This is a genomic window from Paractinoplanes brasiliensis (genome assembly GCF_004362215.1).
Taxonomy (GTDB): domain Bacteria; phylum Actinomycetota; class Actinomycetes; order Mycobacteriales; family Micromonosporaceae; genus Actinoplanes; species Actinoplanes brasiliensis.
On the sequence record NZ_SNWR01000001.1, the window covers coordinates 702,406 to 728,106 of the forward strand.

Consider the following 25,701-nt stretch of genomic DNA (forward strand, 5'->3'; position numbering starts at 1 on the left):
TGCTCGCGGATGTCGTGGAGCGGCGGGACCGGCTGCCGGCGAACGCGTCCACCCGGAACCCGTCAACGACGGCCCCGAGCGACGCCGTGCCGCAGCGCGAACCCGCCGTGCAGCAGCCGCCGCGGGCATCCCAGCTCCTCGAAGCGGATACTCGCGGCTTGCCGGTCACTGTCCGGGGTCAGCCGCGACGCGCGGGCTGACCTGCGGCCGGTCGTCGGCCGCCTTGGCCACGCTGTACGCGACCTGGTCCTCCCCGCTGACGTAGCTGCCGGGGAAGAACGACACCGTCGCGACGAGCGCGCCGGGCCGAAGCACGGGCACTGCCAGCACGGTGGCGGCATAGTGTGCGCGCACGCCCGAGGTGAACATGTCGTCCCACACCCGCAGCGGCTGCTCCCAGAACGGGCCTTGCATGTCCGCGTAGCGGTCCTCGTGGTAGGCGGCATAGCCGCCCCACACGTTGTTGACCAGCAAGTCCAATCCGCCGTGCTCGGCCTGCACACGCTCGAACAGCGTGGCCGTCTGCTCGTCGTCGGTGTGGTCGCAGGGCACCGGCACACCGGCGCCGCCGGCTGCGGTCACCGCCGCGGCAGTCTCGTCAACCGTTCCGCCGACCGCCGGAAAGGTCACCCGGTCACCGGTCGAGCGGCCGGTCACGTACACGACGTAGCCAGCCGCACCGAGCGCCAGCGCAATCCCCTTGCCCACTCCTCGGCTCGCGCCGGTCACCACCGCTACCCGTTGCCCGGTCATGGCAGGAAGGATGGCAGAGGGGTACGACAAGAACCGGCGACAGCGCCGGAGGCGACGGCGGACAACGGCCAAATCCTCTCAGGACGGTCGCGGCCGATGATTTGCCGGAAAGGGCTTCGAATCCCTTCCGAGCACGCATGCCTCACAATAGACGCGACCCTGCCGGGCTGACCAAAAAGCATTTTTATTGGCTCTTGTCGGATCGAGCCGCAGAATATCAAATTACCTGAAGGGAGTTCCAGCCGCCGGGCGGGCCTGCTCTGCACCGGCTGGAAAAGACACCCGAAAGAGGCTTGCGCGTCACTTTGGGTCATGGGAATGTAACGGTTATCGACCGCCCCTGAAAGGGGTTCTGGGATGTCCGAACTTCCTGTGATTCGCTCCGCCGCGGAGGCCCGCGACGTCGACCCCGAGTCCCGCGTTCTCATCGAGGTTTCCGGCGCCAGTGCCGCCACCATGTTGTGGTTGGAAAAGATGCTGACCGACCCGGACGACAGCGAGCCGGGCCGCGTGGTGAAAAAGCTGATGGCCGCCACCAGCCGACCGGCCGAGTGAGCGCCCCGATGGAGACCGTGCTGGCCGGCCCGCCGGCAGTCCCTCGTCAGCTGTCGCTGGTCGGCGGCGTGCACTTCAGCCACCCGTTCGATCTGGAGGACGGGTCCTCCGCGGCCCTCGAGCTCTATGTCGAGGAGCTGGACCGGCTGGCCCTCGAGCCGATGGCGTCCGGGTGCGGTTGCACCTGGTCCAGCGTCGCCTGCGACTGCCTGGAGACCCTGTCCACGATTTTCTGCTACTCCGCTGAGCCGGAGACCGTGGAGTCCTCGTTCGAGGCAGCGTGAGCGCCACCGCCGGCTGGATCTACCGCAAGGTCTACGTGGGCGTTGTGGATGCCGGGCTCGACCACCTCATCACCCGCCTGGCGCCACAGATTCAGGCGCGGTCCGACCTGCGCGGGTGGTTCTTCATCCGATACATCGACGACGGCGGCCCGCACCTGCGGTTGCGGGTCCTGCCACGCGACCCGGACGGTGATCTGGCGGCATCCCTCGACGCGATGATCGGCGACGCGCTCCGGGCCCTGCCCACCTTGCCGCCCTCGTGGTATCGGCCGGTCATCGTGCTCCCCCGCGCCGAGCAGCGCGGACGGCCGGCCGTGCTGCGTTCCGTTCCCGATGTGTACGAGCCGGAAACAGACAAATATGGGCTGCACACGACAGTGATCGCCGAGTTGCTTTTCCAGCATTCCAGCGCCGTCGCGGTTCAGGTGCTGCGGGACGAGAACAACGACGAGTATTCGCGCAAAACGGTCGTTCCCTGCCTCATGCAGGCGGTCGCCGACGCGTTCGTACCGTCGCTGGGGTCGCATTTCTGGGAGAACTACAGCAACTATTGGCTCAGGGTCTGCCACGCCGACCCGGGGTGGCGCGAAAGGTTTGCGGCGAAAGCCGGCGAGTTGCGCGCCACCGGCGTTGCCGTCGTGGCGGCCGAGGCCGATCTGCCGGCGCAGGCGGCGGCCGCGGTGTCGGCCTGGCGGGGTTACGTCGGCGACGCTGCCGAGGCGTACGCCGCCGATCAGCACGAGCCGGCGCCGAGCGCTGTGTCGCTGGCCTTCCACTTCGCTCATCTGATGAACAACCGGCTGGGCGTAGGCCCGCTCGAAGAGGCCTACTACGGCAGCCTTCTGAGTGCCCACGCCACGGCGGCCGTATGAGCGGCACGACCGGCGTCGCGGAACCGGGCCTGCTCGCCACGCTGCGCGCCGGCAACCGGATCGGTTCGCTGGTGCAGCCGCGCGGCGGGCTGATCGGCGCGGTGCAACGGCTACCGGTGCGTCCCGGTGAGGCTGAAGCCGAGGTGGTGGCCGCCTCTCTCGGCGCGCTGAGCAGGACGCTGCCGCAGGTCACCGCGGGTGACAGCCCGGGCGGGGCGGGCAGCGACCGCACCGTCGAGATCGCCTGGCTCAAGGCGGTCGTCGAGGCCGCGGAACGGTACGCGTGCATCGTCCACGACGAGAACGACTTCACGATCGCGTCCGCCACCGATCTGGGCCGGGCGGCCATCGACCTGACCGGGATCGCCCGCTGCTCGGCCCGCGAGTACGCCGATCCGCGGTGCCCGGTGCGACCGGCTGACCCCGACCGGCCGATCCGCTGGGTCCGCGGTGTCTCGCTGATCGACCACACCGACCGGTTCGTGCCGGCCGCCATGGTCCACCTGCACTTCGAGCCCACCGTCGACGAACGGTTCTGGCTGCAGACCTCGACCGGGGTGGCCGCGCACACCAGCCTGCCCGCCGCCCTCATCGCCGCGCTCTGCGAGGTTGTCGAGCGCGACGCGCTGGCCCTGGCCTGGCTCGGGCGTCTGCCGCTCGACCGCCTCGCCGGGACACCCCGGGCCGAGCAGCCCGAGCGCACTTCGCAGTTGCTGGCCCGGGCGGCCGGCTCGATGGTGGACTTCCACTATTTCGACGCGACCACCGACCTCGGCGTCCCGACAGTCCTGTCCGTCCAGACGCGGACCGGCCATCCGTACTGCGACGTGACCGTCAGCTGCGCCACCGCCCTCGACGGGAACTCCGCCCTCGCCAAGGTGATCTGCGAGGCGACTTCGGCCCGGATCGCCCTGGACAGCGCGCAGCACATTCCGGCCGCTGTCGAGGACTTCACCAGTCTCACCCACGGCGCCCACTACTACGGGCGCGGCGGCCAGCGGAGGGCGTTCGATTTCCTGCTCGACCGGCCGGCCACCGAGCCACCGGACGGGTGGGCGATTCGTAGCTGCCTGCCGGACCTGTCCACGGCCAGTGACGAGCACCGGCTTGCCGCGCTCGTCGCCGTGCTGCGACAGCACGGCATGGACGTCGTCGCCGTCGATCTGACGACCGAGGAACTGCGCGAGGCAGGACTGTGGGTGGTGCGGGTGGTCGTTCCGCAGCTGATGCCGATCTCCTTCGTGCACCGGGCCCGTTTCCTCGGCACCCCACGGCTGACCGGGTACGTGGGGCGAACCCGGCCGGGATTCACCGAGTCCGACGCCAACCCCGACCCGCTCCCGTTCGCGTAAAGCCATGACCTTCGTTCTGTTCACCGCCGGTGAGTTCGGCGACGCCGTCGGGGAGCACCTGCGCCCACGGGTGCCGTCGCTGCATGTCACGCCGATCTGGGCCGCGCCCGACCTCGAAGACCTCGTGGCCGCGGCGGACTTCGTGGCCACCGCCCTCTGGCGCCGCTATCCGGCCGAGCTCGACCGGCTCGACGAGGCCTGCCACCGGCGTCAGGTGCGCTGGACGAGCGCCGTCCTCGAGGAGACGCAGCTCCGCACCGGCCCGCTGATCCGGCCCGGCCACGGGCCGTGTCACGCGTGTTACCGCACCCGATGGATGACGCACACTCCGGCCCCCGACCGCCAGGACACCTTGGACACGGCGTACGCGACTCATCCGTTGATCGGGGTTCCCGGCTTCACCCCCGGGACCGTGGCGATGGCGGCGGCGGCGCTGCTGATGGACCGCGACGAGCCGGACGCCGCACCCGGCAGGCTCCGCGTCATCGACCTGCTGCAGTGCACGATCGAGCAGTCGCAGGTGGTCCCGGTGCACGGCTGCGCCCGCTGCGGACCCGCCCACGAACCGGGAGAGCGCTATCACCGGTGGCTGGGCGCCGCGCTGCGCGAGGGCCCGCCATGACCAGAGCCGTCAACATCGTCCACGCGCAATCCATCGGCTATGCGTTCGCCAGCGACACCGAGCTCACCCTGCCACGCCGGCCCCGGCTGATTCCGGAGCTGCTGATCTGCCCGAGCCCGCCCGACGGGCTCCTGTTCGCCGGCGCCGCCGGCACCGAGGTGATCCGCGGCAGCAGCGCACGACAAGTGCTCCCGCGCCTGCTGCCGCTGCTGGACGGCCGCCATGACCTCGACGACCTGCCGTCGGCCCTGCCGCCGTTGACGGCCCGGCAGGTGCACGACGTCGTAGCCCTGCTGCACAGCCGTGGCCTGCTCGAAGACGCGGACACCGGCCCGCCCGCGGCGCAGGACGAGGACACCGCGGTCGCGTCGTTCGTCGGCCGCCACATCGACGTGACCCGGGTCAACCGTAATCGCCGGGAAGCCTTGGCCAGGCTCGCCACCGCCCGGCTCCGGCTGATCGGCGAACCGGAACTGTGCCGTCTGCTGCGCGTGCAGCTCACCGGATCCGGCGTACAGGTCCTCGACGACGATCCGACGGTGACCGTCGTGGTGTCCACCGGGGCCGCCCCGGTCGTGCCCGGGGATCTGCGGGACGGCCCGTTGTTCCCGATCCGGCTCGGCGCCGCGGAGGCGCACCTGGGGCCGATCCTGACCGACGGCGTGACAGCCTGCCCGGCCTGTCTGGCGGCTGTCCATCCGCACCCGCCGGGCGCGCCGGCGCCCCTTCGCGCCGAACTGTGGCTCGGGCTCGCCGCGCACCAGCTGGTTCTGGAGCTGACCCGTCTCGGCTCGTCGGTCGCCTACCGTGGCCTGCGACGTTACGTGACCGACCCGGTTGACGGCGGCGGGGAGATCCGGCTGACCCCGCGCATGCCCGGCTGCCCGGCCTGCGGCATACCCGGCGAGCGCTGGGCGCCGGACGATCCACGCCTGCTCGGCTGGATCTACCACGTGGGCAGCAGCATGACCCCCCGGGCGACACTGGCGCTGAAGGACCACCAGAGCCACTACTCGGGGGCCAACCTGCAACTGAGCACAAGCAGGACCCCGATGATGTACGGCGTGGCCATACCGCTGCCGGAGCCTGCCACGGCGGCGCAGCCGGGACCACTACGCCTGGCCGTCCTGGCGACCGTCCTGGCCAAAGCCGCCGGCGAGTCGGGCACCGGGCATCTGCGTCGCCGGCTCGCCCCCACCGGCGGGAACCTCGGCTCGTCGCGGCTGTGGGTGCTCGCCCGCCGGGTCGAGGACCTGGACCCGGGCGCCTACCTCTACGAACCACATGACCATTCGCTGCGGCGGGCGGGCGATGTCGACGACGCCGGCGCGCTGCACGCCCTCGACCCCCACGGCGACCCGCCCGGGCAGCTCGCCGGTGATCCCGACTGCGTGCTGCTCGGCGCCGGAGATCTGGCGAAGGCGTACCAGAAATACCAGGCCTTCGCGTACCGGCTCGTGCACTACGACGCCGGTGTCGCGCTGGCCTACATCCACCTGGTGGCTCGCACACTCGGCGTGACGCTCACCGAATATCCCGACGCCGGCCACCACCTGGCCGCCACGTTCGGCGTCGCGCGGCGCTGGGAGTTCCCGCTGCCGACGTTCGCCGTGGGGCTTGGTGGACGCCGTGCCGAGCCCGCGGCCACCCCGGCCATTCCCGCCCCTCGAACAGCATCTGCCGGACGACCGGCGACGCTGACCCCGCCCGACTACACGCTCAACGCCGTCGTGCCGATGATGCAGGCGGCTTCGGCGGCGCCCGCGGCGATCCGCCGGCCCACCCCCGCCCCTGCCGAGATCCTGCCGGCGCGTTCATTGGACCAGGTCATGACCGTGCGTCGCGCCATCCGCACGTTCGCCGCCGAGCCGCCCACCGCGGAGGCCGCCCGGGCCGTGGTGGCGGCGGCCGGCGCCGTGCTGCGAGCCCGGCAGGCGGCCGGTTCCGCGCGCAGCCTGGTGCGGCCCGTCCTGCTGGTGAGCACCGATCTGCCGGGGCTGGCCGCCGGCGTCTACGACACCGTCATACCGGGCGCCGAACTGACCCGGCTGTCCGGCTTCAGCACCGAGGACGCCGTCGAATCCACCTTGCAGCAGGGCCTCGCGGCCGCCCCCGTCACCGTCATCATCGTTGCTGATCTGCGCACCGCCCTGACCGATCGTTCGGCCCGCGGATACGCCGACCAGGCCACCCACGCCGGTGCGGCGATCGGCGCGGCATGGCTCGCGGCCACGGAGCGGGGGCTGGTCGGCACCGCGGCCGGCGGGGTCATCCCCCACGGGTTGCGCAGGGCCGCGGGCTTCGACGGATTCAACGACTGCCCCCTGCTCGGCCTGCACCTCGGCCTGCCGGCAGCGGACGGCGACTAGCCGTGCTGGCCCCGTTCGCTCTGCTGCGCACCGCGGGTCTGCCCTTCGACGCCCTGACCGCGCTCACCTTGCCGGGAACCTCAGCCGCCATCGGCCGAGCCCGCCGAGCGCGACGTGCCATGGCCGCGGAACGGGAGCAGCTGGAGGCGGCGCTCTACGCGCTCATCCCCGGCTTGAAGGCTGCCGACCGGGCGCCGGCGCTGGCGCTGCGCCGCGACATCCACAACGGACGCAGTCACCTCGCCCGCCCGGCAACAGCCGCCATCCGAGCCCAGCTCCCGGCCGAGGACGGCGCTGCCCTCGACACCTGGCTCGCCGCTGCCGCCCGGCTGGCCGAGGCCAGACAATGGGTGCGGCAATACGGCGACGACGAGATCCACCGTCACCTGAGGCCCGCCCTGCGCACCACGACCACAGGCGAGGATTTCCGGCGTCCGCTCGCCCTCGCCGCGCCGCAGTTGCTGGCGAAACTGCTGTCAGCACCGGCCGGGGACTCCGGCATTCGCGCCACCAGGACCGAACGCTCCCTGATCAGCTACCTGATGCGCGCGGCCGCGAAGACGAGCCCGTTCAGCACGTTCATGTACACCAGCGTCGTCGACCTGTCCGCGGGCGCCGGCCCCGAACCCTGCCGGCGCACCTCCCGAAGCACCCTCAACCGCGGGCTGGTGGACGCCCTGCGCCGTGCCGCCCGGGGCTGCTGCGGCGATCCGGAACACGCGCGCCTGGTCAAGAACCCGGCGATCACCTGGACCTCCTCCGGCCTGGAATCGATGGCGCCCACGCGTGGCGCCCACGACGGCCGCGTTCTGCGGCTCGCCCGGCCAGTTCGCGCGACCCTCCCCCATCCGGTCGCCCGCGCCGTCGCCGGCCTCCCGGCCGAGTTCGGCGCCGCCGAGCTCGCCGCGGTGCTCGATGAAGACACTCCGGTACGCGCACTGATCGACCAACTGCTGAGCATCGGCGTCCTCGCCGCGGCACCGTGGACCGACGCCTTCGACGAGCGCCCGGACACCCCGGTCAAGGAAAGCAACTGCCCGCGCGCCGGCGAGCTGGACGCCCGTCTGTCGGTCATGGCGCGCCGGGCGACGCAACTCGCCGGGCAGACAGCGTCCGAGCGGCTCGGCACGCTCGCCGGCATCCGTGCCGGCGCCGAGCGCGCCGCCCGAGACCTGGGGATCGAACTCGGCGAGACGTTGCGGACGCCCGTCACCGAGGACGGCTACGCCCACCACAGCGGTCACCCGGTGCCCGAGTTGTCGCCGCTGCTGCGGGAGGTGGCCGCGGTTGTCGCCGACCGCGTCGAGGAGCACCCGCACCACGCGGCCCTCCGACAGCAGTTCGTCGACCTGTACGGCGAGGGCGGCACCTGCTACGACACGATCGAGTTCCTCCGGCACGCCGCCTCCGGACTGTCTCCGGACACCATCCCCATCCCGGGTGCCGTCGCCTCGGCCCGGCCGCCGGTCCCCGTCACGGCAATGCTCCAGCTGTCGCCCGACATGGCCGTCCTCAACGCGCTGTACCCCGGCTGCGGATCCTTGAGTGCCCGGCGCGCCCGCGGGGACACCGACCTCACGAACGCTCTGCGCGACTGGTTGCCCCGGGTCACCTCGCCCGCCGAGCCGGTCGACGTGATCGTGAGTGGCGACTGCAACGAGCTGCAAGCCCACCCGTTGCTCACCGACCGCGTCCTGGCCGGGCCGCTGGAACCCAGCCTGCACCCGGCGACCTTGTCCTGGCGGGACGTGATCCTGCGCCACGACGCGGAACACGGTCGCATCACCGTCGAAGCTGACGGCCGCGCCATCGCACCGGTCTACCTCGGCGCCACAGTGCCGCACCCGGGCTGGGGGCCCACTTACTGGCTGCTCCTGCTGTCCAACCCGTGGCGGCCACGGCCGCTACGGGCGCCCCCGCCACCGAAAGACGCCGCCACCATCGGCTTTCACGAGCGCCGGACCATCGGCCGGGTCCTGCTGCGCCGGCGTACCTGGTGGGTGCCCACCGCACGCATCCGTCAGCGGTGGCTGCGAGGCGCCGGTGCTCAACGCGCCTTCGACACCGCGCTCGACTGCGCCGATCTCGGGCTGCCGGACCAGTTCTTCCTCACCCCGTACGGCACCGTGCCCGCCACCACCGCGCGCCACCGCAAGCCCTTCTGGATCGACGTCGGCAACCCGTTCCTGCTGGACTGCCTCGAGCACCTGATCGGCGACACCTCCTGGGCCCGGGTGGTCGAACCGCTCCCCGACGGCCCAACCGGCCGTCGCCAGGTCAGCGAGCTGCATGTGGAGATGCTCGTCTGAGCGCCGAGGCACCCGGGCAAACCTCGCCGGGTTCGGGCGAATCGGACGACTGCTCCGTATCCGGTGGCTTCAGCCGCGGTCCGGCTCGGGACGCCAGTCCTGCACCGAGACGATTCCCGGTTCCCGCAGCTCCAGACCGGTGAAGGAGCGCGAGACCTCGGCCGGCGTGCACGGGCGGCGGTGAGGGCGGGCAGGGGCTCCGGGCGCGGCGAACGCCGGACCGGTACGGACTCCGAGAATTCCGGCAAGGTATCGAGAGTTTCAATGACGTGTGTGTTACGGTTCGGCAACTCCACTGATGATGGTCGATGGGACACCGGCCTGAAGTTTCGGCGTGTCCGCAGGAAAGGAGCCCGATGTGAGACGCACCGGACGCCGGACGATGCTCGCGACAGTGGCCGCAGCGGCCCTGGTGGCGGGAACGGTCGTCGCCGTACACACGAGCCCGCCGGCAGCGGCGGCCGAGACCACCCTGCGGGCCGCGGCCACGCAGGCCGGCCTGTTCTTCGGCGTCGCCGCGAACCCGAACCGGCTCAGCGGGATCGTCAACCAGGAGTTCGGGCAGCTCACGCCCGAGAACGCGATGAAGCCGGACACGCTCGCCACGTCCAGCGGCGGCCTGCAGAACACCGGCGGCGCGGACACCCTGGTCAACTACGCTGCGCAGAACAACATGCTGGTCAAGGGCCACACCATGGTCTGGCACTCGCAGGCCGGCGCGCTGCAGGGGTCGAACCAGAACACGCTGAACAACTTCATCGGCAACGCGCTGCTGCGCTGGGGCAACCGGGTCCAGTACTGGGACGTCGTCAACGAGGCGTTCGAGGACAACAACACCGGACGCCGCCGCACCCAGTGGCCGCACACGATCAGCCGGGACGCCAACGGTGACGGCGATGTCCTCGACGCCGGCGACACCGACGTCATCCGGGACTCGTTCCGCCGGGCCAAGCAGGTCGTCCAGCAGAACAACCTGACCACCAAGCTCTGCATCAACGACTACGACGTCGAGGGCCTGACGGTCCAGGGCGGCGCCCGCAACAACAAGGCGCAGGCGCTGTACGAGACGGTCCGCGCGTACACCCAGAGCTCGGAGAAGCTGATCGACTGCGTCGGGTTCCAGGCGCACTTCAACGACAACCCGAACAGCATCATCAGCAACGACCTCCAGGCGAACATCCAGCGGTTCGCCGACCTCGGGGTCGAGGTGCACATCTCCGAACTGGACATCGACGACGACCTGAGCAACAACGACATCGGCCAGGGCCAGGCGGAGAACTACCGCAAGGTCGTCCGGGCCTGCCTGAACGTCTCGATGTGCAAGGGCATCACGGTGTGGGGCATCGCCGACAGCGAGTCGTGGCGCGCGTCCGAGCGGGGCCTGCTGTTCACCGGCGGCAACGGCAACTACCAGAAGAAGGCCGCGTACTACGCGGTGCTGGAGGAGCTGAACCGCGGCCGGAACCCGGACAGTCCCACCTCGCCGCCGACCAGCTCAAGTCCGTCGAACCCGCCGTCCGACCCGCCGTCCGACCCGCCACCCCCGGCCGGCTGCTCCGCGACCGCGTCGTTGAACTCCTGGAACGGCGGCTTCGTCGCCACCGTCCGGGTCACCGCCGGCTCGTCCGCGATCAACCAGTGGACGGTCACCGCGAACCTGCCCGGCGGCGCCGCGGTCACCAACGTGTGGAACGCCGACCGCAGCGGCACCAGCGGCACCGTCCGCTTCGGCAACGTCAACTACAACGGCCGGATCGGGGCCGGGCAGTCGACCGAGTTCGGCTTCCAGGGCACCGGCTCGGCGGAGGGCCTGACCGTCGCCTGCTCCGCGTCCTGAGGTTCACCTTCGCGGCCCGGGTCACCATCGGTGACCCGGGCCGCTCCGGTTCCCCACCAAGGCTGGCAGACAACCACGCTCTCGCCGCTCGACGGAATCCATCGGGACACCCCCGCGGCTGCGTCATCAACCTCACCCACGCCACTTCATGATCAACGCAACGAAACCGGTCAACGGCTTGCGTTCAGCTGCACTAGGGTGGCGTGGTGAAGTTCGGTCTGCTCGGCCCGCTCGAAGTCGTCCACGAAGGACAGCCGGCGCCGATCCGGGCCGGCAAGCATCGGGCGTTTCTCGCCGCTCTGCTTCTGCGTACGGGCCGCTCCGTGCCCTTCGGCGATCTGGTCGACATCGTGTGGGGTGATCGGCCGCCGGCCAACCCGCGGGCCACCATCCAGGTCTATGCGACCCGGCTTCGCGCGGTGGTCGGTGACCTGGTCGAGACAACATCCGACGGGTACCGCATCACCGTTCCGGCAAGCGACACCGACATCGGGCGTTTCGAGGACCTGCTGGTTCAGGCCCGGCACCACGGCGAGCGCGACGACCCGCACGCGGAATCCGAGGTCCTGCAAGAAGCGCTGTCCTTGTGGCGGGGCGAGCCGCTCGCGGACGTGCCGTCCGATGCCCTCCACCGCGACTTCGTCCCGCAGCTGCTGGAACTGCGGGTGCGTACGATCGAGCGACGTCTCGACGCCGACCTGAGACGAGGCCGACATGCGGAGCTGATCGGTGAGCTGATGACTTTGACAGCCCAGCATCCGTTGCGAGAACGGCTGTGGGGGCAGCTCATGACGGCGTTGCACCGCGACGGCCGGCAGTCCGAGGCGTTGCAGGCATACCGGACCGTACGCGACTTGCTCGCCGACGAGCTCGGCATCGAGCCGGGGCCGGAGCTGCAGGAAACGCATGCAGCTGTGCTTGACGGCCGGCCCATACCGAGTGGGCCCCTGATATTGCCGAGGCAACTACCGCCCGCGCCGCCGGGATTCTGGGGCCGGGCCGGCGATGTGGCCCGGCTCGATGCGATGCTGCGCGACACCGGCCGGAGCCCAGCCGGCGCACCCGTGATCGCCGCTGTCAGCGGCACCGCCGGGGTCGGCAAGACCGCGCTCACCGTGCACTGGGCGCACCGCGTTCGCGAGCACTTCCCGGACGGGCAGCTCTATGTGAATCTGGCCGGTTACGACCCGGGCGATTCGCTGGTGACCCCGACCGAGGCGGTTCGCGGCCTGCTGGCTGGGCTGGGCGTGCCGGCTCAGCAGGTTCCGCCGGACCTGGCCGAGCAGACCGCGCTCTACCGCAGTCTGCTGGCCGATCGTCGCATGCTGATCCTGCTGGACAATGCCCGGGACGCCGAGCACGCGCGGCCGTTGCTCCCGGCGTCGTCCGGCAGTATCACCCTGGTCACCAGCCGGGACGCCCTCGGTGGACTGGTCGCCGAAGGTGCCCGTCCGATCGTCCTCGGCCTGCTGTCGCCGGACGAGTCGGCCGGCCTCCTCACCCAGCGCATCGGCCGGCCGCGGATGGGCGCGGAGCCGCGAGCGGTGGCCGGGATCGTGGCGAGCTGCGCGGGCCTGCCGTTGGCGCTGGCCGTGGTGGCGGTGCGCGCCGCCACCAACCCGTCCTTCCCGTTGTCCGCGCTCGCGGCGGAGCTGCGCGACACCCGCGACGCCCTGGACGCCTTGCACGCGGGCGACCCGGCCAGCGACGTACGCGCAGTGCTGTCCTGGTCATACCGGGCACTGGACCCGGACGCGGCCCGGCTGTTCCGGCTCCTCAGCTTGCACAGCGGCCCCGACATCGGCGTTGCCATGGCGGCGAGCCTGTTCGGTGCGCCGGCCCGCCGGGTCCGGGCGCTGCTCGCGGAACTGGCCAGGGTGCACCTGCTGTCGGAGCACCAGCCGGGTCGATACGGCATGCACGACCTGTTGCGTGCGTACGCCACCGAGCTGTGCGGCGAGATCGACTCCTCCGTCGACCGGCGCGACGCCAGCGGCCGGGCGCTGGAGCATCTGGTGCACACCGGCTACGCGGCAGCCATGCTGATGCACCCGACCCGGGAGCCGATCGAACTGGCCGCGCACCGGTCCGGCGTAGTCCCGGAGCAGCTCGCCGGCTACGAGCAGGCGCTGGACTGGTTCACCAGCGAACACCGGGTCATGATGGCCACCTTACGCCGCGCCCAGGATCCTGATGTGGACCGGCTCCTCTATCAGCTCGCCTGGACCATGACCACCTTCCTGCTCCGCCGCGGGTTGTGGCACGACTGGGTGGACGTCCAGAGCGCGGCGCTGGCCGCCGCGCGGCGACTCGGCGACCGCGCGGCGCAGGCCGCCGCGCATCGTGGTCTGGGTCGTGCCCTGGGCGCACTGGGCCGGGCGGAACAGTCCGACGCCGAGTACCGCCGAGCGTTGGAAGGCTTCGCCGAACTCGGGGATGTGGCCGGTCAGGCAACCACCCACGACAACCTGGCGGCCCTGTTGGCCGGGCAGGGCCGGTACCCGGCCGCGCTGGCGCACGCCCGGCAGGCCCTGACCCTGTACCGCGCCGCCGACCGGACGGACGGCACGGCGAGCGCGTCGAACTCGGTAGCCTGGCTGCTGACCCAGGTCGGCGAGCCCGGACAGGCGATCGGGCACGGGCAGGAGTCGCTGGTCCTGCACCGGGCCATCGGGGACCGCGACGGCGAGGCCGCGACGTGGGACACCCTCGGCTACGCGTACCACCGCCTGGGCGACCTGCCCGGCGCGGACGCCGGCTACCGGCATGCCCTTGCGTTGTACCGCGAGCTTGGCGACCGCTACAACATCGCAGCCACCCTGTCCCACCTGGGCGATACCCAGCAGGCCGCGGGCGACACGGCCGCCGCCCGTAAGTCGTGGCAGGAAGCGCTGACCGTGCTGGAGGCGCTCGGCCATCCTGAGGCGAACGATGTCCGGGCTCGGCTGGCCGGTTCCTGATCCGGCGAAAGCGCCGCGAAAGCACTGCGAAAGCACTGCTTCCTAGGCTCAGCGCAATTGATCACGGTGGGCACCGCCGCGAGGTGCCTCGCGGCCGGGCCAAGCCGGCCGGATCCCGAATCGGAAAGGGAACCCGATGAAGAAGCCGATGTACTCCATGCGACGACTGGCGGCTGTGGCCGCGGCCGGTCTGCTTTCGATCGTAGGCATCTTGGCCGTGCCCACGCCGGCCATGGCATCCGCCGACAGCTGCACGGGGGCCCCGAACGGCTACGTGTGCGTGTACGTCCAGGGCGAGGGTGCTTTCATCGACACGATAACGGTCAGTCGTGGGAGCATCAACATTCCCATGGGCATCTGCAACTGGCGGGCCGACGCTTGGATCGACGACAACACCGGCCGCCAGATCAAGTTCCTCCGCTACGATTACGCGGGCTGCAACTATGGCCGTGCGTGGGTCGACTTCCCGCTCAATCACGCGTGGGTCGGTTGCGGCTCGCGGGTCTACGCCGCGTTCTACGAGGACGGCAAGCGGCAGGGCGGCTACGCCGGACCGGTACGAATCTGCGGCTGAGCCACGAGGCGAGGGCCCGGCCGGCTTGAGCCCCGGCCGGGCTCACACGTCGGACGAGCAGCCGCAGGAACTGTCCAGTGGTGCCCGCAGGGTCAGATGTCGCGGCTGTTCAGCGTCGTTCGGATCTGGTGTAGCAGCGTTTCGGCGTTGAAGGGCTTGTCGATGATGGGAACGCCCGCGGGGAGCCGGCGCTCGTTGTCAGCGGTGTACCCGGACATCAACACAATCCGGATCGTGGGGCGGAGGGCGAGCACCGTCTCGATGAACTTGAGCACCGGCATTCCCGGCATGATGACGTCCGACAGCAGCAGGTCGAACGAGCGTGTGTCGTCGCGGAGCAACTCCAGCGCTTCCTCCCGCGTGGCGGCGTCGGACACCTCGTATCCGCTACGGGTCATGATCCGGCGAGTGATGGAGCGGATGCCGTCGTCGTCCTCGACCACGAGTATTCGCTCGCCCTGGCCCTCGCCGGGGCTTGCTTCGGCGGTCGGTTTGTCCGGCGCCGTGGTGAGTGCCCCCGCTGCCGCGGCCGGCAGGTACACGCTGATCCGCGTTCCCGCCCCCGGTGCGGAGTCGACCGTGATCGCGCCCGACGCCTCTTGGACGGCGCCGTAGACGGTGGCCAGGCCCAGCCCGCTCCCCTGGCCCGTGCACCTGGTGGTGAAGAACGGTTCGAACGCGCGCCGCTGGACCTCCTCGCTCATTCCGCAGCCGGTATCGGCGACGGTGAGGCAGACGTAGTCCCCCACGCCCGGCGGCACCCCGATCGCGGTGGCGGGAATGTCACTCGCGTCTGCCGTCCGGATGCGGAGATGCCCCCCCTCGGGCATCGCGGCGCGGGCGTTGACCACGAGGTTCATGATGATCTGTTCCAGGCGGCTGGGGTCGATGGTGACCCATTCGCGACCCGACGTGAGCTCGACGCCGAACTCGATGTCCGCGCCGATCGTCCGGCGTAGCAGCCGTTCGATCTCGCCGACCACGGTGTTCAGGTTCACCACCTGGGGCCGGGACGGCTGCAGGCGGCTGAAGATGAGCAGTTGACGGGTCAGGGCGGCCGCGCGCTGGGCGGCGTGGTCGATGTTCGCGAGGTCGGAACGGCACGGATGGCCGGGGCCGAGCTCGTCGAGCACGAACTTGATGTGGCCGCTGATCACGCCGAGGATGTTGTTGAAGTCGTGGGCGACGCCGCCGGCGAGCTGGCCGAGGGAGTCGAGCCGTTCCGCCTGGTGCAGTTTCCGCTCGAGTTCCTGGCGCTGCTCGGCCGCCTCCACCTGCTCGGTGATGTCACGCAGGATGCCCTCGACGGCGATCAGGACGTCGTCGTCGTACACCGCCACGAGACGCTGTTCGGCACACGCACGGGCGCCGTCGGGCCGCGACCAGCGGAGCGGGAGAGGACTGGCGGTCGGTGACTGCCACGACCGCCGCATGAGGTCACGGTCTTCGGGCTCCATGATGTCGAAAAGCAGGTCCGGCCGCTCGTAGAGCTGCTCCGGAGAAAGCCCGGTGATCGCGGCGATGGCCGGACTGATGTATTCGAGCACCGGCGCCGGGCCGGGCCGGAACCGGAACAGCACGTCCTGCAGGTTTTCCGCGACGAGCCGGAACCGCTCTTCGCTGTCGCGCAGCGCTGCCTGCGCCCGCCGCCGCTCCTGACGGTCGCGGGCTTCGCGCAGTTCGCGTTGCACCGCCGGTCCGAGCCGAGTGAGCTTGTCCTTGAGCACGAAGTCGTGTGCGCCGGCACGCATCAACGCGGTGGCGGACTCCTCACCGATCTGACCGGAAACGACGATGAACGGAACATCCAAGCCGGTGTCGCGGAGCAGCCGCAGCGCGGCCTCCGCGTTGAATGCCGGCATCCCGTTGTCGGAGATCACGATGTCGGGTGCTCGGCGCCGCAGCGCAGCGGCCATCGCGTCGGCGGCCTCGACGCGTTCGTATTCGATGCGCAGGCCGGCCCGGCGCAGCCGGTTGGCCACGAGGAGCGCGTCGTCCTCGCTGTCCTCGATGAGCAGCACTCGGACGGCTGGTTCGTCAGCCATGGAGCTGTCCTGCGGGTCGGTTGACCAGCAGCCAGTACATGCCCAGCAGACGCACCGCCTCCAGGAACTCGTCGAACGCGACGGGCTTGCGGACGAAGCTGTTGGCCCCGAGGTCGTAGGTGTTCACGATGTCGCGCTCCTCGGTCGAGGTGGTGAGGATGACGACCGGCAGATATTTGGTGCGGGGATCGGCCCTGATGCTGCGTAACACCTCCAGGCCGTTGATCTTGGGCATGTTCAGGTCCAGCAGAACCAGTGCGGGCAGGGCTGCCGTCCGCCGGCTCGCCGCCTCGTCCGATCCGAACAGGTACTGCAACGCCTGTTCGCCGTCGGTGGCGATGTCCACGGCGTTGGTGATGTTGTTCTTCCTCAGGGCACGCAGGGTGAGCGCCACATCGTCCTGGCTGTCGTCGACGAGGAGAATCCTGTCGCCGAAGGTCATGGCTTGTCCTCTCCGGTGCCGGCCAGGCTGAAATAGAACGTCGCCCCCCGGTCCACCTCTGCCTCGGCGAAGATCCGGCCGCCGTGGCGGCGCACGACGCGGGCCACGATCGCGAGCCCGATGCCGGTGCCCTCGAAGTCGGAGGTCGTGTGCAACCGCTGGAAGGCGTCGAAGAGTTTGCCGGCATAGGCCATGTCGAAGCCCACGCCGTTGTCCCGTACGAAGAAGAAGGTCTCGCCGGAGCGGACGACCTGGCCCACTTCGATGATCGCGTCGGACCGTTTGCCGGTGAACTTCCAGGCGTTGGACAGAAGGTTTTGCAGAGCAAGACGCAGAAGCTGGGGATCGGCTTCCACGGCGAGGCCATCCGGCACGGTCAGCGTGGCCACTCGCCCCGGATTGGCGGCCCGCAGGTCGGTGAAGATCTCCTGGGTCATCCCGGTGAGGTCGACCGTGCTGCGCTCCAGGTCGGCCCGGGTGGCGCGGGACAGGTTGAGCAGGTCGTCGATCATCCGGCCCATACGTCCCACGTTGCGCTGCAACCGCCGCAGGTAGTCCTGGCCGACGTCGTCGAGGACGTCGCCGTAGTCCTCCAGCAGCGCATCGCTGAATCCGTGCAGAGAGCGCAGGGGCGCCCGCAGGTCGTGCGAGACGGAATACGCGAACGCGTCGAGCTCCTTGTTCGATGCTTCCAATTCGGCCGTACGCTGCAGAACCCGCGTCTCGAGACTCGCGTTGAGCCGCCGGACCTCGTCCTCGGCCCGCTTGCGCTCGCTGATGTCGGTGGAGATGCCGCACACGGCGTAAGGCTTTCCGGTGCCGTCCAGCACCGGGAACTTGACGGAGATGTAGGTGCGCTCGCCGTCGATCCCGTCCGCGGTCTCCTCGTACTGCACCGATCTACCGGCGGCCGCGACGCGAAGGTCGTTGGCGCGCAGCTGGTCGGCGAGTTCGGCCGGGAAGACGTCGTGGTCGGTCAGGTTCACCACTCGGTCCCGGGTGACTCCGAACAGTCGTTCCCATTCCTTGTTGACGAGCAGGTACTGGCCGTTGTCGACCCGCTTCATGTAGATGTTCGACTCGGTGTTGTCGATCAGCTTCTGCAGCTGGTTGTCGCTGGCGGCGGCCTCGTTCTGCGCTTCGGCGCGTGCTCGGTCCGCGCCCTTGACCGCCTTCAGCGCATACACCCCGAAGGCGCCCAGCAAGACGACCTGGGCGCCCGCCATCACCGTGGTCGAGACGTCGACGTCCGGGAAGACAAGCAAACAGCCGAGGGCCGAGCTCGCCGCCACCGCGGCGAGCAGAGCCCGGCGCAGTGCGGTCGCTGTCGCGACATGAGCCAACCCGCGCCTGCGGACTCCGAAGCCTCGCCGTGCTCCCGGCTGAGTGCCGATCACAGGAGTCGTTGACATGGCGGTCCCCGATGCCCCCCATCACGCTGAGAGTCGAAGCTATCACCGTGAGTAGCCGCGCGTGCTCGGTTCAGGGCTTCGCGGTGAGGTGGTCGTACTCGATGTCGAGCGTCGAATGGATGAGGTCCACCAGGCGCTGCACCTCCCGGTGGGCCGGGGCCGACCCGTGCACGATGCCGAGATAGGCGAGTGTGCCCCGCCTCCAGTCCAGGGCCGCACCGGGCTCGGCGAAGATCTCGACCAGATGGATTCCGGCGGCATGACCGAGTTCCTCGACTCCCTCGAGACGCCGCAGCGCGACCGCTTCCATGGGGGGAGTCAGGAAGTACTGGAACGCATGCCGTCGGTACGCCGTCGAGGGCGGGGCACACGGCCGCCCCAACGCCACCGTCAACGCCGCCCGCACGAGATCGAATCCGCGCGCACGCCGCACCAGGTCGGCGACGTATCCGCCGAGCCGGCCGTTGACCTCGATGATCCGCGGACCGTCAGGGGTGAGCTTGACCTCGGTGTGCGTGACTCCGTGCCGGACACCGAGGGCGGTGAGGGCTGCTCCGGTGAGCGCCAGCACCTCCTCCCGCCGCTTGCCGCTCAGCGTGCTGGGCACCACGTAACCGGTCTCTCGCAGGGGCATGGCCAGCGGGAACTTCCCGGTCACCTCGACGTGCCGGACGTCGCCGTGCGAGGTGACGGACTCCACCGAGACGTAGTCGGCCCAGCCCGCCCCGGCGATCGAGGGGTCGCCGCGCAGGAGTTGCTCGATGACGAATTCGCCGCTGATGCCGCGGGTCACCGGATCTGTGAAAGCCCGCAATCGCGCGGCGGCCTCGGGGCGGCTGTGAACGGTGCAGGTGTAGGTGCTCGCCGCGCCGCGGCGGGGCTTCAGCACCGCCGGCAGGCCGACGACGTCCAGGGCCGTGTCGAGGTCGGCGAGATCGCGGACGAGGCGGCACTCGGTGTCCTGCACGCCCGCCTCGGCGAGCATCCGCCGCTGTGTGTACTTGTCGGTCACCGCTGCGGCGGTGCGGACGTCGAGGAAGGTCAGGTTGAGACGGGCGGCCAGGGCGGCGGTCCGGTTGATTTGGCTCTCGCTGAAGGTGACGATGCCGGCCAGGTCGGCCGCGGCCGGCTGAGCGAGGACCTCGTCGTCGGTCAAGCCGGTGATGTCACCGACCGAAGCCAGCGTACGAAGCTCGTCGAACAGCGGCCGGACGTGGGGCAGGTCCCGGTCGCAGAGGAACACGATCTCGGCCAGGTCGCGGGCGGCGGCCAGGATGCTCATCGGGCTGGCCGAGCCGAAGTCGAACACGACCGCCAAGCGGGGCAACCGGCCGGGGGGTGTCACGACGCTCCGGAACGCGAGTCGCTGATCTCACTACTGGCGTCCGGGACGGGGAAGTACCCGGAACGCTGGAAGAAGCGGACGTAGTGGCCCAGCAGCGCAGCATCGACCGGAGGCATCGAGAGGGCCGTTCCGGCCAGTGCCCGCTCAGCGTTGCTCCGGCCGAAACGGGGGAAGTGGGTGGCGAAGTACATCTCCTTGACCACGAGCCCGCTCCGCGGACATCGGTCCACCCAGAGCGGCACGAACGGAGTGAAGGGGTGCCGGGGGTTCTCGGCGACGAACGCCACCGCCCGAGTCACCCAGTCGTCGAACGACAGGGTACGGATCCGGTAACCGTGCCCGCGCAGAACCTCGGTCATGGCGCCCAGCGTGGCGGGCCTCGGGTTGGTCAGGTGGTAGGTACGCGTCTCGCGGGTACGGGTCAGCGCGATGTGCACGATCTGCGCCGCCAGGACGTCGACCGGCACGAGGTCGAGCGCAAGATCGATGTCCGGCGCGATGCCCGTGTCGACGATCAGCCGCAGCAGTGCGCAGGTGGCGTTCTCCAGATTCCACGCCCCGTGCGTGAGATCACCGGACACCTCGTACGGCCGGTGGATGCCGACCGGCAGCCCGTCGCGGGCCGCGTGGCCCAGCACCGTCTCGGCGACCCACTTGGTCTCGGTGTAGCCCATGAACAGGTGCTCGGGGTAGGCCAGCGGCGTGTCCTCCGAGACGTCACGCACCCCCGCCGCCCCGAACCCGGCGAGCACAGCAAGCGTGGAGACGAAATGCACGGGAACGCGTCTCGGCATGGCGAGCCGCACGATCTCCCGGGTGCCGCCCACCGTCACCGGCGCCAGTTGGGAGTACGGGTACGTGAAGTTCACGTAGGCGCCGGCGTGCACAACCAGGTCCATCCGATCGGCCACCTGGCCGAATTCCCGGTCTGACAGCCCGAGCTGCGGGCGGCCGAGGTCACCCACCAACGGTCGTACCCGATCGGGCGGAAGATCGCCGAGGCCGTACCGTTGCTGCCCGTCCAGCAACCGACGCCGGGCCGAGTCCTCGTCGGCCGCCCGGACCAGGCAGTGGATCGTCGCCTCGGTGGTCGTCAGCAACCGACGTAACAGGTAGCCGCCGAGGAAACCGGTGCCACCGGTCAGCAGAATCGCTCCGCCCGGCAAGCGCAGCGGCTCGGTGGCCCGGCTGTCGTCGGCCGGCAATCGTGGCCGGGTCACCGCCCTCGGCGCCTCCGTGCCGGGTCCTGTCCGGTCATCGGCGTCAAGTCCGCTCTCGCGCCGGAAGTCCGGGTCCAACGCGACGCTGTTCCGGTCGAGCAGGCCGGTACGCGCTTCCTGTACGGCGGCGGCACTGGCGGCCAGGGTCGGATCGGCCAAGAGCCTCGACGTCAGGAACCTGCCTTGGGCACGGCCGACACCGAACATGGTCTGCAACCGGACGAACAGGCGCGCCGCCAGCATCGAGTTGCCGCCCAGATCGAAGAAGCTGTCGTCCAGGCCGACCTCGTCCGCTTCCACGTCGAGGACTTCCGCCCACAGCCGCGCGACACCCACTTCGATCGGTGTTCTGGGCGGGCGGACGGCCGGCACAGCCGACGTGCCGTCCGTACGGTGTGCGCCGCGCACGGTCCCGGGCTCGAGCGCGGCCAGCGAAGCCCGGTCCACCTTGCCCGTGCCGGCCAACGGCAGCCGGTCCACCGGCACGATCCGGGCCGGCATCATGAAGTGCGGGAGGCGGTCGGCGAGAAAAGCCCTGACTTCCGTCTCAGTCACGCCGCCCGGGTCATGCTCGCCGCCGTCGCGCGGTGTGCGGTGAGCCGGCTGGTAGTACGCCACGATCGTCCGCGTGTCCGAGTCGTCACCGGTGGCCACGACGGCCGCCGCGGCAACACCGGCCGAGCCGGCAAGCACCGCCTCGATCTCGTCCAGCTCGACCCGGAACCCCCGGATCTTCACCATCCGGTCACGCCGGCCGAGGAAGTCGATGTCGCCGTCCGGCAACCACCGGGCCCGATCACCGGTACGGAACAGTCGCGCGCCGGGGTGGCGCCCCAGCGGATCCGGCACGAAACGCTCGGCGGTCAGCGCGGTGTCGTTGACGTATCCCAGCGCGACGCCGTCACCACCCACCCATAGTTCACCTTCGACACCGATCGGCACCGGATCACCGCGGTCGTCCAGGATGTGGCAGGTGGAGTTGGCCACCGGGCGCCCGATCGGAATCCGTCCGGCCCCGTCCGGCACCTCGGCAATCCGATAGGTGGTGGAGAAGGTTGTGTTCTCCGTCGGCCCGTAACCGTTGAGCAGCCGCTCCGGTGGCCCGCTGGCCACCACCTGGCGTACCAGTGCGGGATCGAGCACGTCGCCACCCGCTATCAGGCAGCGCAAGCCGCCGAACATGCCCGGCAGAACCCGGACGCACTGGTGGAAGACTCCGGCGGTCAGCCATGCGACCGTGACTCCCTCTCGCGCGAACAACTGGTCGAGCCGGACCGGATCCAGCAGGACAGCCTGATCGACGATCACCAACCGGGCGCCGTTGAGCAGCGCACCCCAGATCTCGAACACCGACGCGTCGAACGCCGGATGGCCGGTGTGCGACACCCGGTCGGCCGGACGAATCCGAAGATCGTCGTCGCCGAGGACGAGCCGGGCCACCGCTCGATGCGGCACGGCAACAGCTTTCGGCGCACCGGTCGACCCGGAGGTGAACATGATGTAGGCCGGATCTGCACCACCGGTTCCCGGCGCCGGCGGCGGAGGGCCTTCGCGATGCTCCGTAGCCACGAGCGAGACGGCGCCCTCCAGAATTCCCGCGGTGCCCGACAACGTGACGACGTGCCGGATCCCGACCTGGCCGGCCAACGTCGCCAGCCGGCTTTCCGGGTCCCCCGGGTCCAGTGGCACATACGCCCCACCGGCCTTCATGATGGCGAGCATCCCCGCCGGCGCCTCGAGGCACCGCTCGCCCAGCAAACCCACCGCGTCACCGAGCCGCACACCGGCCTCGAACAGCCGCCCGGCCAACGCATCGGACCATCGGTCGAGCTCCGCGTAGGTGATACGGCGATCCCCGTCGATTATCGCCGTCGCATCGGAAGACGCCGCGACCTGCCGCGCGAACAGGTCCACGATCGAGGACTGGTCGGGATAGTCGGTTACTCTGCCGAACCACTGCACCGGCGGCAACGCTGCGCCGGATTCGTCAACAGTCATGTCAGGCCTCCCTCCGCCGTCGGGCATGGGCCCGACACCCACGCCGCAGTCCAAGAAGCGCTCCCCACCAGGCCTTTCCCCATGCTGTGGGCAGGCAACCTGTTTGTGAAGGTCAGTCCTTCCATCTGCTGACAGGCGGTACGCCTTGTCAGATCAACGGCGCCGCGTTCCCCAGCCGCCCGAGCGTGCCCGACGCTGATGTCCTATCCCCCGAACGGGCGATCCGGTCAATGGCCCCACCCGGGGACAACCGGTACCGTCGATCGGGACCGGTGCGGGAAACGACGGAACCCGCCCCGGATGACGCCACCCGGGGCGGATTCTCAGATGTCACGGTAAGCAACAGCGGTGCGGTCGAGGTTGGTCACCCGTCCTCGGGGTCGAGCGGCCCGCTCCGTTCCATGGCCTGACGTAGACCGGGCACGTCGACGACGATCAGCTCGGTGTCGTCGGCGCGGCCCGCGATGCGGCCGTCGTTGCCCGGGAAGTTGTTGTCGTTGGCAACCAGCACCTTGTCACCGGACAGCGGCAGGACCGATTCGACCGACTGCAACGGGAACGAGAACAGCGGACCGACACCGTACTCGTTCGGACGGGCCGGGGTTGACACGCCGGACGGGTCGGCGATGCGCATCAGGTCGACGGCGGTACGACGCGGAAGGACCCCCGAGGCGTCGGCCTCGTCGAGGTCCGTGACCACCAGACGCTTGACCGCGGACTGCGGGCCCATCGCGTTGTCCCGCTCGATCAGCAGCAGCCGGCGGCCGTCCAGCACCGCGGCGTCCCCCACCACGAGAGACGGGTCGTCGACGCGGAACGTCCAGGTGCGGCTCGTGTAGCGGTTGGCGCGCACGTCGAACTCGTACACGATCCGGCGGCGCTGGTCGGCGTCGTCGATGCGGGCGCCTTCGAGGATGGGGTAGAGCGTCTTCCCGTCCTGGCTTATCGCGACCGCCTCGAAGCCGCGGCTGGCCGGCACGGTCGCGGTCTCCCCCGGTGCCAGGTCCGGCGACTGCGGTGACTTGCCCCCGTCCGGCAGCGGGATGGGCGCCTGCAGCACCTTGCCGGTGCGGTCGGTGCGAACCAGGTACGGCCCGAACTCCTCCCCCAGCCACAGGTCGCCGCGGTAGTCACGGGCCAGCGACTCGATGTCGAAGTCGGCGCCGGTCAGCAGCCGGTCCTTGGTGGCCGCGTTGACGATCGGGAACGGCACCTTGCGGTCCGGGTCGCGGAAGCTGATGAAGCCGCGGACACTCACCTCGTGTTCACGGTAGTCCGGGTCGATGCGGTACGCGCGGAGCAGGAAGTCGGCCGAGTTGTTCTTCGCCCCGAAGCCGTTGTCCGGCATGGCGAGCAGGTGGCGGCCGGACCGGTCACCGGCGTCGGCCGGGATCACCGCCGAGAACCCGGGGATCGGCTGGCCGGGGAACGGCGCGGTGATGCCGTTCACCGGGGTGGGATCCAGCTGCGTGCCGGAGACCGGACCCGGCTGGTAGGCCGTCGCCGACAGGATCGCGCGGCTCCGCAGCGTGGCCTCCGGACGGATCGTGACGGCCAGCGTGTAGAGCCGGGTGATCTGGGTGGCGCTGCCGTTGTCGTCGGAGATCAGGTGCAGCACGCGACGACCGCCGGGCAGTCGCTCGCCGAGCGCCATGCCCTCGATGTTGTCGAGCAGCGGGTTGGGCTGCGGCTGCTTCGCGGTCGCGCCGGACGCCGGGCAGTTCACGAGGTCGACCAGCAGTTCCTTGCCGAGCCAGGCGCGCGGGTCGGTGAGCGTCGTCAGCGACTCGACTGCTGTCACGTCGGGCGCGCCGGTCGCCGAGACCCGATAGATCCGTACGGTGTTGCCGACGCCCGCGGTGAAGCCCCGCTCCATCGCGAGCAGCTGGTTGTCGCCGAGCGCCACCAGCTCGACCAGGCCCAGGGCGGGGTCGGTACGGTACGCGTACTGGGCGACCGGCTTGTCGTTGAAGTACCGGATGATCCGATGCCCGTCACCGTCGCCGGCCAGCGGTCCTTCCATGCCGGCGTAGAGCACCTGGTGGTCCGGGGTGGCTGCCAGCGCCTCGAAGGTCTGGTTCACCGCCGCCTGGCCGGCCGGCGTCACCTGGAACCGCGCGGGCACCGGCAACGAGGCGATCTCCCGGCCGTCGGTGAGCCGGAACCGCCGGATCGACGGCTCCCTCTCGGAGCTGGCCAGCACGGTGCGCCCGGACCGCTCGACCACGAGCCCTTCACCGTCGAAATCAGTTCCCGTATACGCCGTTCCGTCCGGCCGGGTCAGGAAGGTGACCCCGCGGACGGCCTTCCGGGCCAGGTCCACGTCGTAGATCCGGGCCGGGGTGGCGCCGATGTTGTCGACCAGCGCGAGCGCCCGCGGGCCCTGGGCCGGGGCCAGCGCGGACAGTCCGGCGACCTGGGTGCCCCGGAACATGGTCTTGTCGAGCGCGTCGGAGAAGCCGAGCAGCGAGGCGTCCGGCCCGCAGGACTTCTGGGTGCCCGCCGCCGCGGGCGAGGCCGGCGTCACCGCCAGCGCTGAGATCACAACGGCCGCCACGGCGGCCGCCCTTACCTGTCGCGGGATTGTCGTCACGCGGACAACATGCACCATCGCCGGGAACGCAGCGTGCCATCGCTGCCGCTCGATGGTCACCACACAGTGAACAACTGGACCGTGCTCCAGCACAGCGCCGGCCCGCTGAGACGCGCACGCCGGCAGCGCCGTGACCTTCAGCGAGCCCCGTCCGCACCG

The 25,701-nt window shown here is 70.3% G+C and carries 18 protein-coding genes; 10 read left to right on the forward strand and 8 right to left on the reverse strand.

What is annotated here, in order from left to right; genetic code table 11:
* Positions 1–165: 165 nt before the first annotated feature.
* A complete protein-coding gene (locus tag C8E87_RS02815; RefSeq protein ID WP_239080408.1) occupies positions 166–753 on the reverse strand; it encodes an SDR family NAD(P)-dependent oxidoreductase in 588 nt (195 codons plus the stop codon).
* 357 nt (positions 754–1,110) lie between these two features.
* Between C8E87_RS02815 and C8E87_RS02820 the strand changes: the two genes are divergently transcribed.
* The 7 genes from C8E87_RS02820 to C8E87_RS02850 are packed head-to-tail and all read left to right on the forward strand — an operon-like array spanning position 1,111 to position 9,116.
* Positions 1,111–1,308 (forward strand): hypothetical protein, encoded by a 198-nt coding sequence (locus tag C8E87_RS02820; protein WP_133871631.1) that lies wholly within the window; start codon positions 1,111–1,113, stop codon positions 1,306–1,308.
* Between the two features lie 8 nt (positions 1,309–1,316).
* On the forward strand, positions 1,317–1,592 hold the full coding sequence (locus C8E87_RS02825; protein ID WP_133871632.1) for a hypothetical protein: 276 nt from the start codon (positions 1,317–1,319) through the stop codon (positions 1,590–1,592).
* Positions 1,589–2,464 carry a lantibiotic dehydratase C-terminal domain-containing protein gene (locus C8E87_RS02830; RefSeq protein WP_133871633.1) on the forward strand — a complete coding sequence of 292 codons (876 nt, stop codon included), beginning with the start codon at positions 1,589–1,591 and terminating at the stop codon, positions 2,462–2,464. The genes C8E87_RS02825 and C8E87_RS02830 overlap by 4 nt, the downstream gene beginning before the upstream one ends.
* Complete coding sequence (locus C8E87_RS02835) at positions 2,461–3,816, forward strand: YcaO-like family protein (RefSeq protein ID WP_133871634.1); 1,356 nt, start codon at positions 2,461–2,463, stop codon at positions 3,814–3,816. Before C8E87_RS02830 ends, C8E87_RS02835 begins: the two co-directional genes overlap by 4 nt.
* Positions 3,817–3,820: 4 nt before the next feature.
* Positions 3,821–4,438, forward strand: coding sequence for a TOMM precursor leader peptide-binding protein (locus C8E87_RS02840; RefSeq protein WP_133871635.1), 618 nt, complete (start codon positions 3,821–3,823; stop codon positions 4,436–4,438).
* The gene (locus tag C8E87_RS02845; RefSeq protein ID WP_133871636.1) at positions 4,435–6,807 is read left to right on the forward strand and encodes a nitroreductase family protein; all 2,373 of its coding nucleotides are present in this window, start codon (positions 4,435–4,437) and stop codon (positions 6,805–6,807) included. Before C8E87_RS02840 ends, C8E87_RS02845 begins: the two co-directional genes overlap by 4 nt.
* Before the next feature lie 2 nt (positions 6,808–6,809).
* On the forward strand, positions 6,810–9,116 hold the full coding sequence (locus tag C8E87_RS02850) for a hypothetical protein (RefSeq protein WP_133871637.1): 2,307 nt from the start codon (positions 6,810–6,812) through the stop codon (positions 9,114–9,116).
* A 69-nt stretch (positions 9,117–9,185) separates the two neighbouring features.
* On the opposite strand, the gene C8E87_RS46755 is transcribed toward C8E87_RS02850, so the two are convergent.
* Positions 9,186–9,356 carry an SAM-dependent methyltransferase gene (locus C8E87_RS46755; RefSeq protein WP_133876576.1) on the reverse strand — a complete coding sequence of 57 codons (171 nt, stop codon included), beginning with the start codon at positions 9,354–9,356 and terminating at the stop codon, positions 9,186–9,188.
* A 118-nt stretch (positions 9,357–9,474) separates the two neighbouring features.
* Between C8E87_RS46755 and C8E87_RS02860 the strand changes: the two genes are divergently transcribed.
* The 3 genes from C8E87_RS02860 (at position 9,475) to C8E87_RS02870 (ending at position 14,487) form a co-directional block, all read left to right on the forward strand.
* Positions 9,475–10,953, forward strand: a complete 1,479-nt coding sequence (locus tag C8E87_RS02860) for an endo-1,4-beta-xylanase (RefSeq protein ID WP_307870764.1) — start codon at positions 9,475–9,477, stop codon at positions 10,951–10,953.
* Positions 10,954–11,159: 206 nt separating this feature from the next.
* The gene (locus tag C8E87_RS02865; RefSeq protein ID WP_166661043.1) at positions 11,160–13,913 is read left to right on the forward strand and encodes an AfsR/SARP family transcriptional regulator; all 2,754 of its coding nucleotides are present in this window, start codon (positions 11,160–11,162) and stop codon (positions 13,911–13,913) included.
* A 136-nt stretch (positions 13,914–14,049) separates the two neighbouring features.
* Positions 14,050–14,487: a hypothetical protein gene (locus C8E87_RS02870; RefSeq protein ID WP_133871639.1), complete on the forward strand. Its 438-nt coding sequence runs from the start codon at positions 14,050–14,052 to the stop codon at positions 14,485–14,487.
* A 92-nt stretch (positions 14,488–14,579) separates the two neighbouring features.
* Here C8E87_RS02870 and C8E87_RS02875 read toward each other — a convergent pair whose 3' ends face one another.
* The 6 genes from C8E87_RS02875 to C8E87_RS02900 form a co-directional block, all read right to left on the reverse strand.
* Positions 14,580–16,532: a hybrid sensor histidine kinase/response regulator gene (locus C8E87_RS02875; protein ID WP_133871640.1), complete on the reverse strand. Its 1,953-nt coding sequence runs from the start codon at positions 16,530–16,532 to the stop codon at positions 14,580–14,582.
* Complete coding sequence (locus C8E87_RS02880; protein WP_133871641.1) at positions 16,525–16,974, reverse strand: response regulator; 450 nt, start codon at positions 16,972–16,974, stop codon at positions 16,525–16,527. The genes C8E87_RS02875 and C8E87_RS02880 overlap by 8 nt, the downstream gene beginning before the upstream one ends.
* Positions 16,971–18,386: a sensor histidine kinase gene (locus tag C8E87_RS02885; protein WP_133871642.1), complete on the reverse strand. Its 1,416-nt coding sequence runs from the start codon at positions 18,384–18,386 to the stop codon at positions 16,971–16,973. Before C8E87_RS02885 ends, C8E87_RS02880 begins: the two co-directional genes overlap by 4 nt.
* A 70-nt stretch (positions 18,387–18,456) precedes the next feature.
* Complete coding sequence (locus C8E87_RS02890; RefSeq protein ID WP_133871643.1) at positions 18,457–19,731, reverse strand: ATP-grasp domain-containing protein; 1,275 nt, start codon at positions 19,729–19,731, stop codon at positions 18,457–18,459.
* Complete coding sequence (locus tag C8E87_RS02895) at positions 19,728–22,949, reverse strand: amino acid adenylation domain-containing protein (RefSeq protein ID WP_166661044.1); 3,222 nt, start codon at positions 22,947–22,949, stop codon at positions 19,728–19,730. Before C8E87_RS02895 ends, C8E87_RS02890 begins: the two co-directional genes overlap by 4 nt.
* A gap of 364 nt (positions 22,950–23,313) precedes the next feature.
* Positions 23,314–25,506, reverse strand: a complete 2,193-nt coding sequence (locus C8E87_RS02900; protein ID WP_243755139.1) for an esterase-like activity of phytase family protein — start codon at positions 25,504–25,506, stop codon at positions 23,314–23,316.
* Between the last annotated feature and the right edge of the window lie 195 nt (positions 25,507–25,701).

Excerpts from the sequence above, each read along its gene's own strand:
- C8E87_RS02845 (WP_133871636.1), top strand. The coding sequence starts at position 4,435 with ATGACCAGAGCCGTCAACATCGTCCACGCGCAATCCATCGGCTATGCG.
- C8E87_RS02815 (WP_239080408.1), bottom strand. The coding sequence starts at position 753 with ATGACCGGGCAACGGGTAGCGGTGGTGACCGGCGCGAGCCGAGGAGTG.
- C8E87_RS02875 (WP_133871640.1), bottom strand. The coding sequence starts at position 16,532 with ATGGCTGACGAACCAGCCGTCCGAGTGCTGCTCATCGAGGACAGCGAG.
- C8E87_RS02880 (WP_133871641.1), bottom strand. The coding sequence starts at position 16,974 with ATGACCTTCGGCGACAGGATTCTCCTCGTCGACGACAGCCAGGACGAT.
- C8E87_RS02835 (WP_133871634.1), top strand. The coding sequence starts at position 2,461 with ATGAGCGGCACGACCGGCGTCGCGGAACCGGGCCTGCTCGCCACGCTG.
- C8E87_RS02840 (WP_133871635.1), top strand. The coding sequence starts at position 3,821 with ATGACCTTCGTTCTGTTCACCGCCGGTGAGTTCGGCGACGCCGTCGGG.
- C8E87_RS02825 (WP_133871632.1), top strand. The coding sequence starts at position 1,317 with ATGGAGACCGTGCTGGCCGGCCCGCCGGCAGTCCCTCGTCAGCTGTCG.
- C8E87_RS02870 (WP_133871639.1), top strand. The coding sequence starts at position 14,050 with ATGAAGAAGCCGATGTACTCCATGCGACGACTGGCGGCTGTGGCCGCG.
- C8E87_RS02885 (WP_133871642.1), bottom strand. The coding sequence starts at position 18,386 with ATGTCAACGACTCCTGTGATCGGCACTCAGCCGGGAGCACGGCGAGGC.
- C8E87_RS02820 (WP_133871631.1), top strand. The coding sequence starts at position 1,111 with ATGTCCGAACTTCCTGTGATTCGCTCCGCCGCGGAGGCCCGCGACGTC.
- C8E87_RS02895 (WP_166661044.1), bottom strand. The coding sequence starts at position 22,949 with ATGACTGTTGACGAATCCGGCGCAGCGTTGCCGCCGGTGCAGTGGTTC.